This is a genomic window from Legionella sheltonii (assembly GCF_026191355.1).
Classification (GTDB): Bacteria; Pseudomonadota; Gammaproteobacteria; order Legionellales; family Legionellaceae; genus Legionella; species Legionella sheltonii.
In genome coordinates this window covers 1-15,064 of the sequence record NZ_JAPHOQ010000008.1, presented here as the reverse complement: position 1 = coordinate 15,064, position 15,064 = coordinate 1, and the positions used below count along the sequence as shown (strand labels likewise).

The following is a 15,064-nucleotide window of genomic DNA, read 5'->3' as shown; positions in this document are numbered from 1 at the left end:
CGTGCTTTACCCAGGTTACCAAATAAAGGGGTATCTCTTAGACAGGGGATTGTTACTTAATGGTCTTTCTTACTTTTTGAATCGCACGAATTTGTGCAACCGCGCGCGCTAATTCTGCAGCAGCAACTGAATAATCCATTTCACCGCCCTTGCTGGACATTGCGGCTTCAGCTTGGGCTTTTGCAGCAAGTGCAGCGGATTCATCAAGGTGATCAGCACGTTCAATCACATCAGCAAGAACAGTAACACTGTTAGGCTGAATTTCCAGCATTCCACCTTGAACGTAATAAATTTCTTGGTGGCCACCAGGTAAGGTAACTCGTACTTCACCTGGTTTGAGAACGGTAAGCAAAGGCGCATGACCTGCTGTAATGCCTACTTCACCTAATTCTCCGGTTGCGACAACCATTTCGACCACACCGGAGAATATTTCATGTTCAGCACTAACAATATCTAAGTGCGTAGTTCTAGTCATATTTGCCTACCTCATAAGGTCTTAGCTTTAGCAACTGCTTCCTCAATGCTACCAACCATATAAAATGCTTGCTCAGGTAAATCATCATATTCACCGGCGAGAATACCTTGGAAGCCTTTAATTGTATCTTTTAAAGAAACATATTTTCCTGGAGAACCAGTGAAGACTTCAGCAACGAAGAATGGTTGTGACAAGAATCTTTGAATCTTACGAGCACGCGTAACAACACGCTTATCTTCTTCAGATAATTCATCCATACCAAGAATCGCAATAATATCTTTTAATTCTTTATAGCGTTGTAATGTTTGTTGAACACGTCGAGCGGTATCATAATGTTCTTGTCCGACAATGAGCGGATCCAATTGTCGAGAAGTTGAATCTAAAGGATCAACCGCAGGATAAATACCCAATTCAGCGATTTGTCGTGACAATACAACTGTAGCATCCAGGTGAGCAAACGTCGTTGCAGGAGATGGGTCAGTTAAGTCGTCAGCTGGTACGTATACCGCTTGAATTGAAGTAATAGAACCTGTTTTAGTTGAAGTAATACGTTCTTGCAACATACCCATTTCTTCAGCCAATGTTGGTTGATAGCCGACCGCTGATGGCATACGACCTAACAGCGCAGATACTTCAACCCCTGCTAAGGTATAACGATAGATATTGTCAACGAACAGTAATACATCACGGCCTTCATCACGGAATTTCTCAGCCATAGTCAAGCCAGTTAAAGCAACGCGTAAGCGGTTACCTGGTGGCTCATTCATCTGACCGTAAACTAATGATACTTTATCCAATACATTAGAGTCTTTCATTTCATGGTAGAAGTCGTTTCCTTCACGAGTACGTTCACCCACACCGGCAAATACTGAGTATCCACTGTGCTCAATCGCGATGTTACGAATGAGTTCCATCATGTTAACGGTTTTACCTACACCCGCACCTCCGAACAGACCTACCTTTCCGCCTTTGGCAAAAGGACAAAGCAAGTCAATTACTTTAATACCGGTCTCAAGCAATTCTTGACTGCCTGCTTGTTCTTCGTAACTTGGTGGCTTACGGTGAATTGACCAATGCTCTTCGGCGCCGATTGGGCCTGCATCATCAACTGGGCGACCAAGAACATCCATAATTCGACCCAAGGTTTTCTTACCAACAGGTACTTGAATAGGATTGCCTGTATTTTCAGCGCGCAAACCACGTTTAAGTCCTTCAGTTGTTCCCATAGCAATAGTACGAACGACACCATCACCAAGTTGTTGCTGTACTTCAAAAACCAAATCACCATCAACAAGTTTTAATGCATCATTGATTTTAGGGACATTCTCACGGGGGAACTCCACATCCACAACCGCGCCAATAATTTCTACTACAGTTCCTAAGCTCATTTTATACCCTCTTATAAAGCGGCTGCGCCACCGACAATTTCTGCCAATTCTTGCGTAATTGCAGCTTGTCGTGCTTTGTTATAAGCCAATTGAAATTCTTTAATCAAATCACCGGCATTATCCGTTGCATTTTTCATTGCAATCATCTTAGCCGCTTGTTCACAAGCAATGTTTTCAACAACTGCTTGGTAAATCTGCAATTCGATATAACGTTCTAAAAGATTATCCAGCAATTCCTTAGCATCAGGTTCATAAATATAATCCCAATGATGCCCCATTGTCGTGCTGTCTTCTTCTGATTTTGGCAATGGTAGTAATTGTTTCACCACAGGTTTTTGCGTCATGGTGTTAACAAATTCGTTGTAAACCACATGCAGTGCGTCGATGGTGCCGTTGTTAAACGCATCAAGCATCACTTTCACAATGCCAATAATGTCATTAATGCTTGGTGTATCACCAAGATGGTCTACAGAACCAAGAACATTACTGCCAACACGCTTAAAAAATGCTTGCCCTTTACGGCCGATTACTGCCAGATCAACCTCTTTACCTTGTTCCTTCCAGTTACGAATAGTACGAACTGTTTCACGTAACAGGTTTACGTTTAAACCACCGCATAAACCTCGATCGGTAGTAACAACGATAAGACCAATACGATTAATCTCGCGATGGGTCATAAACGGATGTCTGTATTCTGAGTGCGCGCGCGCAATGTGCTTTACTACGCTGTAGATCTTACTAGCATACGGCTTAGATGCGCGCATTCTTTCTTGAGTTTTGCGCATCTTACTTGCTGCCACCATCTCCATCGCACGAGTAATCTTTCGAGTTTTGTTAATACTCGAAATTTTCGAACGGATTTCTTTTGCTCCAGCCATAATATCATTTCGCCTTAAATTGACTTACCAACTTGCTGTACGCTTAAAGTCTTCTACAGCTTTTTTCAATTTTGCTTCAATGTCATTATCGTAAGCACCTGCTTCATTGATCAGTTGTAACAGATCAGGATGTGAGCTGCGCATATAATCATGTAATGACGCTTCAAATGCAGCAACTTCATTTACAGGCACATCATCCAAATAACCTTTTTCAACTACAAACAATGCTGTACCCATTTCAGCAACAGATAATGGAGAGTATTGTTTTTGCTTCATTAGCTCAGTGATTCGCTGTCCGCGCTCTAATTGCTTACGGGTCGCATCATCAAGATCGGAAGCAAATTGGGAGAAAGCCTCCAACTCACGGAATTGAGCAAGTGCCAAACGAGTACCGCCACCTAATTTTTTCATGATTTTGGTTTGTGCAGCACCGCCCACACGAGATACAGATAGACCTGAGTTAATTGCGGGTCGAACACCTGAGTTAAACAAATCCACATCAAGGAATATCTGACCGTCTGTAATCGAAATCACGTTAGTTGGTACGAATGCAGAAACGTCACCTGCCTGGGTTTCAATAATTGGCAATGCGGTTAATGAACCTGTTTTGCCTTTTACTGCGCCCTTAGTCAGCTTCTCTACTTCGTCAGCATTTATTCGAGCAGCTCTCTCTAATAAGCGTGAATGCAAATAGAAAATATCCCCAGGATAAGCTTCACGGCCTGGTGGTCTGCGTAATAACAAGGAGATTTGTCGATATGCCCAAGCTTGTTTGGTGAGATCATCATAAACAATCAATGCATCCTCGCCATGTTCCATGAAGTATTCGCCCATAGTACATCCCGCGTAGGGAGCAATAAATTGTAATGCGGCGGAATCAGAAGCACCTGCAACGACAACGATGGTATGTTCTAAAGCACCGTGCTCTTCAAGTTTACGAACTATAGCAGCAACAGAAGAAGCTTTTTGGCCTACGGCGACATAAATACACTTAACGCCGGTACCTTTCTGGTTGATAATTGCATCAATAGCAATTGCTGTTTTTCCTGTTTGGCGGTCGCCAATGATAAGCTCGCGCTGACCACGTCCAACAGGAATCATCGCGTCAATCGCTTTTAATCCAGTTTGTACGGGCTGATCTACTGATTTACGTGCAATAACCCCAGGAGCTACTTTTTCAATGGGAGACATGCCTGCAGCATCGATTGGTCCTTTACCATCGATCGGATTACCTAATGCATCAACAACGCGGCCTAGAAGTCCTTTACCTACTGGTACTTCAAGAATACGTCCGGTACATTTACCTTTTTGGCCTTCAGCTAGAGAAGAATATTCACCAAGAACAACTGCGCCCACTGAATCTCTTTCAAGGTTAAGAGCCAGACCATACACGCCGCCTGGGAATTCAATCATTTCCCCAGCCATTACATCTTCAAGGCCATGTAAGCTCACAACACCGTCTTTTAAACTAACAATAGTACCTTCATTTCGTGCTTCAGATACTACACTAAAGTGTTCTATTTTCTTTCTGATTAATTCACTGATTTCAGAAGGATTTAATGCTACTTGTTCTGACATGGAAACTATCCTCTAAATTATGCAGCCAGTTCGGTGTTTAGCTTATTAAGCTTGCCACGAACTGAACCATCTATAACTAAATCGCCCGCTCGAATTATTGCTCCACCAAGCAAGGAAGGATCAATATTGATTTTTAACGAGACCTTACGCTGCAAGCGCTGACTTAAAGATTCGATTAATCGTTGTTGTTGTGCACTAGATAAATCAGAGAAACTGCTTACATCAACATTCAGAGTTTTTTCTTGCTCTGCGCGATGTGCTTCATAGAGTGCATAAATATCAGGTAGCAACATCAATCTTTTATTGGTAGCCAGTAAAGTAATTAAATTACTTAATGGCTTGTTTTCATTTGGTTTTGCACTAATTGCTGTGTGCAACAACTCCATATGCTGTTCTACAGTTGTTGCAGGATTAGCAATAAAGTATTCAGCTTCTGTCGTCAACACGGCTTGCGCGAGATTTCTCAAATGTGCTGACCACTCAGCTAATTTTTTTTCCCCTAAAGCATATTCAAAAATTGCTTTAGCATAGGGTCTGGCTATGGTGGTACTATCAGACATTTTAAATCTCTTCTATCAAGTTATCTAACAATGCAGTATTTGCCTTAGCATCTATTTCGCGCTTTAAAATTTTCTCAGCGCCTGTGATGGCTAAGTGTGCAACTTGTTTGCGCAACTCATCTTTTGCATGATTGATTTGTTGCTGTAATTGCTCTTGTGCCAATTTCACTTGCATTTGCGCTTCATGTTTTGCTGTTTCTTTTGCTTCTTCAATTATTTGCGCAGCACGCTTATTTGCTTTTTCAATAATATCAGCAGATTGAACTTTAGCTTGCTTTAGTTCATCTTTGACGCGATGTTGTGCTAATTCTAATTCTTTGCGACCACGTTCAGCAGCAGCTAACCCATCAGCAATCTTGTCTTGTCGCTCTTCCATTGCTTTTGCCAATGGAGGCCATACTAATTTCATAGTAAACAAAACAAAAGCTGCGAAAACGAGCATTTGTACAATTAGTGTTAAATTAATTTCCACCGTTTAATCTCCTGTAACAATTAGGGCGCTTTGCGCCCCGATTATGTGTTATCAAGAACCCAGGTTGCTTAGGAAAGGGTTTGCGAAAGTAAAGAACAATGCGATACCCACTCCAATCATGGTTACGGCGTCTAACAAACCAGCAACGATGAACATTTTTACTTGTAACATTGGAACCATTTCTGGTTGACGAGCTGAGCCCTCAAGGAATTTGCCACCAAGCAAACCAAATCCTATCGCTGTGCCCAATGCACCCAAACCAATTAACAAGGCAACCGCAACAACGGTCATACTTTGAACTTGTGCTATTAAACTAGCGGCTTGCATATTTATCCCCTTTACAATGGATGAAAATTAAATCGGTTAATGATCTTCGTGTGCTAAACTCAAGTAAACAATCGTTAGCACCATGAAAATAAATGCTTGCAATGTAATTACCAATATATGGAATATTGACCAAGCCAGCGCCAAAATAAATTGTGCTGTGCCCAAAGTCGCGGTACCCAGTGTTGATGATGTTGCAGCATTTAAGGTTAACAGGGCGATCAATATGAATATCAATTCGCCTGCATATAAGTTTCCAAATAACCGCAGTGCTAGTGAAATGGGTTTCGCAACGAGACCAACCACTTCAAGCAATAGGTTAAAAGGTATAAATCCGGGATGATTAAAAGGCTGTAAAGTGAGCTCTTTTATGAACTTTTTTGGTCCTTTTATCTTAATACTGTAAAAAATAATCAGAATGAATACAGAAATTGATAAACCAAAAGTTAAATTCAAATCGTTAGTTGGTACTACTTTCAAGTAATGAATACCACCCGTCTGAGCAATGGCAGGTAATATGTCTACGGGTAATATATCCATAAAATTCATTAGGAAAACCCATAAAAATATAGTAAGCGCAAGCGGACCAATTAAATTATTTTTGCCGTGGAAGCAGTCTTTTACCTGATTATCTGCAAACTGGAGCATGATTTCGGCAAAATTCTGTAACTTGCCGGGAATTCCAGTTGTCACTCGGCGTGCACCAAAATACATCAGCGCGCAAACGAATATTCCCAAAACGATTGAGAAAAACAGTGTATCGAGATTCAATGTCCAGAAACCACCCGAACCCAATTTCATATCACTAACGTTGTATGTGAGGTACGTTAAATGATGCTTGATGTAGTTTGTGCTAGATACCATTTCAGTCACTTTCAGGCCTATTCTGTTTATTTACAATAATCAACGGGGCGAACCAATGCGTCATCTGGATCATAATGTATGATACAAAAAACGCTAGCGGCGTAATTTTAAATAGTAAAAACACCGCGGTGAATAGGAATATGGATATAATTATCTTTAACGCTTCGCCTTTGTAGAAACTATTTACGATCTGCTTGGCTGAACGAGCACCTTGATACTTAAACAGTTTGCTTGCAAAATACGCGTTAGGAACAATACAAACTACACCACCAAGCAATGCTGAGCTTGCCGCATTAGTACCATATACTAGTGCGCATAAAGCTGCAAAGACCAATGTAACGCCTGATTGTACATACCATAGTCGCACAATACCACGTTTACTTAGCTGTTTGTTCACATATTCACCTAAGTTTCACCGCGCGAATTATAAAGCAATCAGTTTGAATAAGCAATGCCATATTTTATACACGCATGATTCTTTATCACCAGTGACCTATGTTTGGTGCGGATGCCCAGCGCTCTTGGATAGGTAAGGGCTCCCCTTTCTGCAGCAACTCGATAGAGATATTATCTGGCGAACGAATAAACGCCATACGTCCATCTCGAGGTGGCCTGTTAATGACTACCCCTGCATTTTTTAATCGTTGGCATATAGCATAGATATCCTCTACTCGATACGCTAAATGGCCAAAATTTCGTCCTTCTTGATACTCTTCTGGATCCCAATTGAATGTAAGCTCAAGCATAGGCGTATTTGCCTGCTGGGCGTGCTCTAAATCATTAGGTGCCGCTAGAAATATTAATGTATATCGGCCTTTCTCATAGTCTGTACGCTTGACCTCAACTAAACCCAGTTTATTGCAATAGAAGTCGAGTGACTCCTCCAAGTTGGAAATCCGCACCATCGTATGTAAATAATTCATGCTGTACTCCCTTAAACGTGTTTTTATATCCCGTCGAATGCCGCAAACAACAGATTTTAGCGTCTATAATTAGAATGTGGAACTTATTATCGCAAATCAGGTAATAAGTAGTGTTATTAACCTCGCAAAAGGAAAGAACATGCCTGATAAGATCCAACATACTGCAGCCGGTCTGCAACAAAAAATGCTCGCTCGTTATAGCGATGGGTTACCTCATAAACATAATAAACATCATCTAGAATATCGACAACACTGTAGATCTCACCCTTGTAATCAAAGTAATGGCTTAAATGAAGAAGAAGGATTAAATGGTTCTACGGGATTGTTACGGCAATTTAAATTGAGGAAAATGCGTAAACGACCTGACAAAGGACATTCACATTAATACATGCATCCTAAAAGAAGCGGTTGGATGTATGTTTCTTTTGCATCCACTGCTTTTTTAGGATTAAGCAACCGCATTATTTTGATAAGTATAATATTTAAGAATTTTTACCACTCGCGCAACATCACTGGTTTGTCTTGCCATATTAATTACTTTCTCGGCTTGCTCTTGATGTACATCTCCCATTAAATAAACAACCCGATCCGAAGTCACTACCTTAAATGCATTCGGATCAATAGAACCATCAGCGAAAATTTGGCTGCGAATCTTGGCGGTGATCCAACTGTCTTGCATCGAATTTGATCCCGCAGAACTTACCCTGACTTGATTAAACAAACGTCGATAACCTTTTACTGTAGCCAATCGTCGTTGTAACTCGGCTTGCATTTCAGCGGTAGGAACATGGCCCGCTAATAAGACATCTCCATTGAAAATAGCAATATCAATGACACAATTGTTATTTTTAAATGCATTATCAACGGTGATTGCATTATTCACTTTAAGGAATAAATTGTAATCATCCAACTTTTTATACACATCGTGTCTATCGTAAACCATAGTGGCGCCTGTCCATAAGCTGCCTATGCAGCCAGACAAACAGAATAGAACTAAGACTAGTAATACAGCAAAACATCCTTGTTTTAACATGTTATTTTAATGTATGTATTGAAAAATTTTAACCACTTTATTTACGCCATTAACTCGTCGTGCTGCATCTACGGCAAGCGCTGCTTGATGATCGTTAACGATACCCATGAGATACACGACTCGATTTTCAGTCACAACCCGGATAGAGCCCGACTCAAGACCTTTTTTAGCCAGCAATCTGGTGCGAACCTGGCTGGTAATCAAACTGTCATTCGAACGAGCAGTAAGCGGTATAGGATATCCAACCGATATTTCATTATATACGCGATGCACTCCGGGGGTTCCTCGTGCAATTTTTTCAGCCAAATCTCGTAAAGAGGGGGTAGGTGTTTGGCCAACAAGCAATACCACACGATTAAAACTGGTCACCAGAACTCGTGAATCACTAAACTGACGGTTTGTTACAATGGCTTTGTGTATGACATGAAATAGTCGTGCGTCGGCTTCCATAGTGATAACCCCACGCCGGTCATAAACCATTCCAGCCACTGCACCAGTTACTACTGCTGCAACACAACCTGTTAACAGGGTAGCCACTAAAAGAAAAGCGATCGATCTTAATTTAAATCTCATTTTTTTACCCCATGACTTGACCAAATAATGATTGGTCAATTAAATCACAAAAGCAATGTAAGATGAACAGATGCATTTCTCTAATTCGCGCTGAATTATCCGATGCAACGCGGAGTTCGATATCCTCTGGGCCTAAATGGTTTGCGAGAACACCTCCGTCCCGTCCACTCAAAGCAACTGCATCCATACCTCGTTCATTGGCAGCATGGAGGGCATGCAGCATACTGTCTGAGTTGCCTGACGTGGTTAATAAAAGCAAGACGTCATTTTCTTGCCCAAGCGCTTGAATTTGTCGGGCAAAAATTTGACTGTAATGATTGTCATTTGCAGAAGAACTTAAGCTGGTTGCGTCTGTACTTAAATTGATTACAGGCAGAGAAGGCCTTTCAACTTCAAATTGATTCAACATCGCACTGGCAAAATGCATGCAGTTGGCACTTGAGCCCCCGTTGCCACACAGCAAAATTTTTCCATCTGCAAGCAAACAATTCACTAAACGTTGACCAGCCCTGGCAATCAAATCAGATAAAGAATCAGCAAGAGCTATTTTGGTTTCTATGTTTATACCAAATAAATGCCTTACTCGTTCCTCCATTTGTACCATCATATTAAACCTCTACTTCATTAAAAAATTGTAACCTGTAGGAAGAACAACCAGAGGTGTCATCCCTAATCAGTTCTCACTAAGATGTAGGTTGGGCTTTGGGCTCAACCTACATCCAATTAAGCAGCTAACAGCAGCTGGCTTAATCAATAATCCACCCCAAATGCATCCTTTATCCAATTTATGGACGCTGATTTTCCATCAATGCTTATCACATCAAAACGAAGAGCAAATTGATCATATTTTTGATGTTCTAGCATATAGAGGGTAGCTGCCTTGATTATTTTTTGTCTTTTTGTATAAGTAACACTCGCAATGCCCCCACCAAACTGGGTGGAAATTCGCGAACGGACCTCTATAAAAACCAGCACGTCATTGTCACGCATAATTAAATCAATTTCGCCCAGCCGGCACCTGTAATTTTGCGTAATTAATTTAAGTCCTTGTGCTTTTAAATAGGCTAAAGCGTTCTCTTCAGCAATGCGTCCTTTCTCTTGCGTTATCAATTACACTGTCTCACCCAATGAATGCACTAGTCCTTGTTTGAATTGTCCCCACTCCAATACACGGGCAACGTGTTGTGATGGTTTGAGATATAAAATACCATCGCCATTATGCGATTGATCCGCGGGGAATAACATCAATTGGTTCAATTGGGTAGCCAAAGTATAACTGTCTATTCCTAAAGCATACAAACGATTATAACTATTAAATTGTTCTGGCCAATTGCGTGTACCTGCCTGGTGTGCGAAAACCCAGGGAATGTCACAGAAAATAATTCCATCAAGGTCTTTATCTTTCAACGGGTTAGCCTGACCACCATAGACACTGGCAGTAGCATAAACTGGAACATCTCCCGCAAAATAATAATTGAGCAACGGCATAATTTGCCGTGCTTTTGACGGATAGGCTAATAGAAATATCATATCAAAATCTTGTCTCCTGCTAATAACAGGTTGGATTTTTTGCCCGAGTAACTCCCTTATTTTTTTTTCACGTTGCTGACTGTTGCTGATTTGCAGAAAATCCTTCATTTTTTTATTCAAATCATCATTTGAACCATATGAAAAAGTATCAACAACACGACCACCACTCTTTTGCCATTGTTGTGTAAACGCTTTGGTCACCTCTTTACCCCAATCATTTCCAGGCGCAATAATCAATGCACGACTATACCCCTTGTTTTTTGCTCTGATCGCTACCTGGATTGCCTCATTTACAGGTGAAAGTCCAAATGAATAAGAATTTTCCTGGATGCTCGTATCCGCATCATTTAATAGCAAGGTAGGAACAGGATGTTCTAATGCAGCGATTACCGCGACTTGTGATTTTGTTAAGGGGCCTACAACATAATCAGCACCATCAGTGATCGCATTTTTGTATAAAGAAGCAACATCTCCTTTACTGGTATCATAGGTTTTCACCTGCATGGAGGTGTTGTTGTTATTCTTTTTATAGGCGGCCATAAATCCATCGCGTACTGCAGTTCCTGGCCCCTGTAATGCACCGCTTAAGGGGAGTAATAAAGCGACATGTTTCGGTGGGGTATGCATTTTACTGGCAATTGAATCCAACGGATTAGGTAAAATATGATTTGCCGGATGAGTACTAAAATGAGATTGCCACTGTTCTAAAGCAGTCATTAAAGACTTGGGATCATCACGATACTTACGCGAAATTAACGCAAGCTGCAGCCAACCTTGTAAAACAGCTTGATCCGATGCCTTAGGAGTCAAAGAATTTAATTCCGCCGGTGAAACATGAGTTAAAGTTAACCACAATGTACGACGATTAGTGGCTTGGCTCTCTTCATCAGTCAATAACGATTCAAGTTTTATACGTTCATTAATCGATTCCAACAGGTTGTTTGTGTCACGGTAAGCTTGAGCCAATAGCTCGTGAAATTGAATCTTTTGGTATGGGGCAAATGCGTCGCCTTCGCTAATACGGGTTAATTTACTTAATGCCATTTGCGGGCGATCCCGAATGAGATCAATTTGCGCCAATAAAAGATTTTTTTCATTCATAGCTGCCGGTGTTAAGTCAGAAGTCTGTGCTAAAATAGCAGCGCCTTGTCGCCATTGGCCTTCTGAAATCAAACGTCCTGCTGCACGGATTAATGATTGTTGCTTTTCACTGCCTTCTTGATTTTTGGCCTGTGTGAGGTAACTTGCCGTAGGTTTGGAATAAGGATTCGCTATTTTTTTGTTCTCCACTTTGGGAGTCGTTACTGGGGCCGGCGTTGCCATTTCTGGAGGATTAACTGCGGTGGTGCACTCACAAAGAAAAAAGGTTGATGTCAGTAAAAAAAATGTGCGAATTTTTATTGTTTTAATAAACATATTTTTAGACATTGAATAAGCAATAACGCAAGAGGATAAACTATGACTAACTCACTAGCAACAGGCAGAGGAACTCTCTATATCGTTGCAACTCCGATAGGAAACCGTGAGGACATTACGTTTAGAGCATTAGAGGTGCTTAAATCAGTTGATTTTATTTTAGCGGAGGACACGCGTCACTCCCTACAATTACTCAGCTCCTTAGGAATAAAAAAGAGTCTTGAGTCGCTGCATGCGCATAATGAAAATGACAAAAGCAAACACATTATTGAAGAACTTTTACTAGGAAAGTCTGTCGCCTTAATCAGCGATGCCGGTACTCCGTTAATTAGTGATCCAGGTTTTTTATTGGTTAAACTGGCAAGACAACATCACATTCAGGTTGTCCCGGTGCCTGGGGCTTGTGCATTAATTACCGCACTTTGTGCCGCAGGCATCCCTTGTGACTCTTTTCTTTTTTTAGGATTTCTCCCCGCGAAACAACAGGCGCGGAAAACTAAATTAGAATCTTTACGGACAGAACCCCATACTCTGATTTTTTATGAGTCAACCCATAGGATTCTTGAATGCATCGATGATTTGGGTGAGGTTTTTGGTGAACCATGCGAGATGGTACTTGCAAAAGAATTAACCAAAACTTTTGAACGCTTTATTTCAGGGACTATCAAGGAAGTTAAAAGCTGGCTTTTGGCCGAACCAGCGCATGTAAAAGGTGAATTTGTTTTGCTTATCCCTCCGCGCCCAGCTGTTTCTGAACCGGATAGTCAAGAAAAACTATTGGCAGTGTTGCTCAGCAAATTGCCGCTGAAACAAGCCGTGGCAATTGCGTGCAAGTTGAGTAATGGCAGTAAAAACGAATTGTATGAAAAAGCATTGGCGATAAAAAATAAATCAATGTAGATTGGAACCACATCATCCCTGGTCCACATGGGATGATGTGGGGGCTCTGGCGATAATCAGCCCCCTAGGTGAACTTAATTAAAAACACAACAGCTTGTATCCACCTCATCTCTCTCTACCTTATCCGCTTTAATTGTATCTTCGTCACTCGGACTATCCATAACAGGTCCATCCAAAGCTAATGGCGCTTTCTTGCTGTTATGCTGATCATAAGCATGATAAAGTTCATAACCTAGATAGAGCGCCGTTAAAACTATAGCTGCAGGCCAGCAAACAGCAAAAGTAGCAATTAAAAGGGTAGGCATTACGGTATTTTTGATCATCGTAAACATAAAATCATTGCGCGCCGCTTCGTATTCTTTAAGTGCTAATTGAAGTTCTGTTCCAGTTTTAGCCGCATCCAAACGTAAACTTTTCTCCTGGAGTTTCGAATAAGAATCAGAAGAAAGATACATAGCTACGGCAAGAGTACAAACAAAAAAGCAAGCAACAGCGATTCCTGGTCCTGTAAATATGAGCGAGGCGGAAAATCCTAGCATCAATAAAGCAGCTGCAGCCGCATTAAAATAAAAAGTTCCTTGTTTGGTTTGCCAGTTAATTTCCAATTCTAAAAGTTCAAGTTCAAGTATTGCTTTATGCCGCTCTAAATCCATCCCTCGGTACCATTCTGGATGCGCTGAGTACTCACGCCATTGCCTCTCGAGCTCACTCTTCTTGAGTAAATACTCCTGTTTGGCCAAATGGCATTTGTACAAAGTCATGCACACGTCAAAGCCTAAAAAGACCGCAGTAATTATCCCGGCAGTAGGATCTGGGATGTTGGTAATATGGTTAAAATTAGTAATGAAGTTTACTGTGGCCCATACCAAGTCATTCGCAAAGTTACAATGACGTTTGTAAAATTCAAACTTAAAACGCTCAAGAGCTGTAGTTTTATCCTTTTTTTCTCCATCCGTTGGAAACCAAGTGTGTTGAACTAAATAACCAAAATCGATTGCAAAGCGGATTAAAAACAAACCCACGCTCAAATAATTCAATACGCCATTAGGTGCTTTAATAAAGTCAATTATTTTATCAGCATCAGTATGCGTCCCCAGAATTGCGTCCAGCTTTTCAAGAATTTGCAACTCTTTTGCGAGAGTAAACCCCTGTGTAAGGGTTAAACGGCAAAAAACCCAATACACACGGCATAGATTTAAATAAGCAACATAATCACGGATTTGTGATAAATGTGCTGGTGTCTTCCGCAAATTTTCGAAACTTTCACTAAAGCTCTTTCTCAAAGATTCGAGAAACTCCTTTTCCTTTTTAGCGTCTTCCGTCGTCCTTTTTAAGAGACGGTCTAAAATGTTCTTTTTAGTCTCTTTATATTTTTCGACTTTGCTATGTTGTGAATAGGCTTGATGAAAAGCTTCTAAAAGGGTGCAGCAATAGTAACAATACTTCCAAAATTCGATGTTCTTTAAGTCATCATCATTGCGTTGCTTTTGCAGTACATTGAATAGTAGGTTGAATTCTGTTTCAAGAGTTTTTTGATTGTCTAATATAAAGGAATAACTGGTCTCAGCAGCCCGGCCTTCAATATCCTTAAGACTGTTTATTTCATTCCTATGAAGTTGCGTGAAAAACTGGATCTTATCGTTAGTAAACGCCTCATTTTGTTTTGAAAAAGCCATCGCAACCTCACAAAAAATATACAGGGAGTTTTATTTCTAAGATACGGTACCACCGGATTTTTCATTTGACAAGAATTTTTTGTTTGTTTTTTCATCACAATGTTTCAAAACGGTAAAAATGTTTCAAAAAAGTAAAGAAATGATAAGTAGTAATTCATAGAGACTGCTTTTTTGATGAGAAACTAATCTTTTACATTTCAAAATAGGTACTGATGACCACCATGAGCAACAATTAAGCTCGAACTCTTAGATAGGTGTTACTTCAAATTATTTAATACTGATAAGGAAAGTGCCTTCGCTACTTAAGGACCCTATGGATTATAATTTGTGGCCAATAAAATTAAATAAAATCATTTTTGCTAACTCATCAATATCTCATGCCTATAGATGGGACAAGTCCTTACATTTAAGTATTTTAATTTTAATTTGGCTAGTTTCTCATATTTAGATATTCTAGAGATATCCCCATGAAGA

General features: G+C 40.5%; 18 protein-coding genes. 2 read left to right on the top strand and 16 right to left on the bottom strand.

What is annotated here, in order from left to right; translation table 11 throughout:
* Positions 1-52: 52 nt before the first annotated feature.
* The 10 genes from OQJ26_RS09900 to OQJ26_RS09855 form a co-directional block, all read right to left on the bottom strand.
* On the bottom strand, positions 53-475 hold the full coding sequence (locus OQJ26_RS09900; RefSeq protein WP_265703673.1) for a F0F1 ATP synthase subunit epsilon: 423 nt from the start codon (positions 473-475) through the stop codon (positions 53-55).
* An 11-nt stretch (positions 476-486) separates the two neighbouring features.
* A complete protein-coding gene (atpD, locus tag OQJ26_RS09895; RefSeq protein WP_028381468.1) occupies positions 487-1,863 on the bottom strand; it encodes a F0F1 ATP synthase subunit beta in 1,377 nt (458 codons plus the stop codon).
* An 11-nt stretch (positions 1,864-1,874) separates the two neighbouring features.
* Positions 1,875-2,741 carry a F0F1 ATP synthase subunit gamma gene (atpG, locus tag OQJ26_RS09890; protein WP_265703672.1) on the bottom strand — a complete coding sequence of 289 codons (867 nt, stop codon included), beginning with the start codon at positions 2,739-2,741 and terminating at the stop codon, positions 1,875-1,877.
* 24 nt (positions 2,742-2,765) lie between these two features.
* The gene (gene atpA, locus OQJ26_RS09885) at positions 2,766-4,319 is read right to left on the bottom strand and encodes a F0F1 ATP synthase subunit alpha (RefSeq protein ID WP_058388161.1); all 1,554 of its coding nucleotides are present in this window, start codon (positions 4,317-4,319) and stop codon (positions 2,766-2,768) included.
* Between the two features lie 17 nt (positions 4,320-4,336).
* A complete protein-coding gene (locus tag OQJ26_RS09880) occupies positions 4,337-4,879 on the bottom strand; it encodes a F0F1 ATP synthase subunit delta (RefSeq protein WP_265703671.1) in 543 nt (180 codons plus the stop codon).
* 1 nt (position 4,880) lies between these two features.
* Complete coding sequence (locus OQJ26_RS09875) at positions 4,881-5,351, bottom strand: F0F1 ATP synthase subunit B (RefSeq protein WP_028381464.1); 471 nt, start codon at positions 5,349-5,351, stop codon at positions 4,881-4,883.
* Positions 5,352-5,402: 51 nt separating this feature from the next.
* The gene (gene atpE / locus OQJ26_RS09870) at positions 5,403-5,678 is read right to left on the bottom strand and encodes a F0F1 ATP synthase subunit C (RefSeq protein WP_006869493.1); all 276 of its coding nucleotides are present in this window, start codon (positions 5,676-5,678) and stop codon (positions 5,403-5,405) included.
* Between the two features lie 36 nt (positions 5,679-5,714).
* Positions 5,715-6,539: a F0F1 ATP synthase subunit A gene (gene atpB / locus OQJ26_RS09865; protein WP_265703850.1), complete on the bottom strand. Its 825-nt coding sequence runs from the start codon at positions 6,537-6,539 to the stop codon at positions 5,715-5,717.
* 1 nt (position 6,540) lies between these two features.
* Complete coding sequence (locus OQJ26_RS09860) at positions 6,541-6,936, bottom strand: F0F1 ATP synthase subunit I (protein WP_265703670.1); 396 nt, start codon at positions 6,934-6,936, stop codon at positions 6,541-6,543.
* Positions 6,937-7,021: 85 nt separating this feature from the next.
* The gene (locus tag OQJ26_RS09855) at positions 7,022-7,462 is read right to left on the bottom strand and encodes a VOC family protein (RefSeq protein ID WP_265703669.1); all 441 of its coding nucleotides are present in this window, start codon (positions 7,460-7,462) and stop codon (positions 7,022-7,024) included.
* Between the two features lie 139 nt (positions 7,463-7,601).
* Between OQJ26_RS09855 and OQJ26_RS09850 the strand changes: the two genes are divergently transcribed.
* The gene (locus tag OQJ26_RS09850) at positions 7,602-7,847 is read left to right on the top strand and encodes a hypothetical protein (RefSeq protein ID WP_265703668.1); all 246 of its coding nucleotides are present in this window, start codon (positions 7,602-7,604) and stop codon (positions 7,845-7,847) included.
* A 63-nt stretch (positions 7,848-7,910) separates the two neighbouring features.
* Here the strand turns inward: OQJ26_RS09850 and OQJ26_RS09845 are convergent, their stop codons facing one another.
* From OQJ26_RS09845 to OQJ26_RS09825, 5 genes are all read right to left on the bottom strand, one after another.
* Entirely contained in the window at positions 7,911-8,495 is a 585-nt protein-coding gene (locus OQJ26_RS09845; RefSeq protein ID WP_265703667.1) for a BON domain-containing protein, read from the bottom strand.
* Between the two features lie 6 nt (positions 8,496-8,501).
* Positions 8,502-9,068 carry a BON domain-containing protein gene (locus OQJ26_RS09840; protein ID WP_265703666.1) on the bottom strand — a complete coding sequence of 189 codons (567 nt, stop codon included), beginning with the start codon at positions 9,066-9,068 and terminating at the stop codon, positions 8,502-8,504.
* 4 nt (positions 9,069-9,072) lie between these two features.
* Positions 9,073-9,672 carry a D-sedoheptulose-7-phosphate isomerase gene (locus tag OQJ26_RS09835; RefSeq protein ID WP_265703849.1) on the bottom strand — a complete coding sequence of 200 codons (600 nt, stop codon included), beginning with the start codon at positions 9,670-9,672 and terminating at the stop codon, positions 9,073-9,075.
* A 146-nt stretch (positions 9,673-9,818) separates the two neighbouring features.
* Positions 9,819-10,175: a YraN family protein gene (locus tag OQJ26_RS09830; protein WP_265703848.1), complete on the bottom strand. Its 357-nt coding sequence runs from the start codon at positions 10,173-10,175 to the stop codon at positions 9,819-9,821.
* 3 nt (positions 10,176-10,178) lie between these two features.
* Positions 10,179-12,026, bottom strand: a complete 1,848-nt coding sequence (locus tag OQJ26_RS09825) for a penicillin-binding protein activator (protein ID WP_265703665.1) — start codon at positions 12,024-12,026, stop codon at positions 10,179-10,181.
* Positions 12,027-12,056: 30 nt separating this feature from the next.
* On the opposite strand from OQJ26_RS09825, the gene rsmI reads away from it, so the two are divergent.
* Positions 12,057-12,914 (top strand): 16S rRNA (cytidine(1402)-2'-O)-methyltransferase, encoded by an 858-nt coding sequence (rsmI, locus tag OQJ26_RS09820; protein ID WP_265703664.1) that lies wholly within the window; start codon positions 12,057-12,059, stop codon positions 12,912-12,914.
* A 74-nt stretch (positions 12,915-12,988) separates the two neighbouring features.
* Here rsmI and OQJ26_RS09815 read toward each other — a convergent pair whose 3' ends face one another.
* Positions 12,989-14,590 (bottom strand): hypothetical protein, encoded by a 1,602-nt coding sequence (locus OQJ26_RS09815; protein WP_265703663.1) that lies wholly within the window; start codon positions 14,588-14,590, stop codon positions 12,989-12,991.
* Positions 14,591-15,064: the final 474 nt, after the last annotated feature.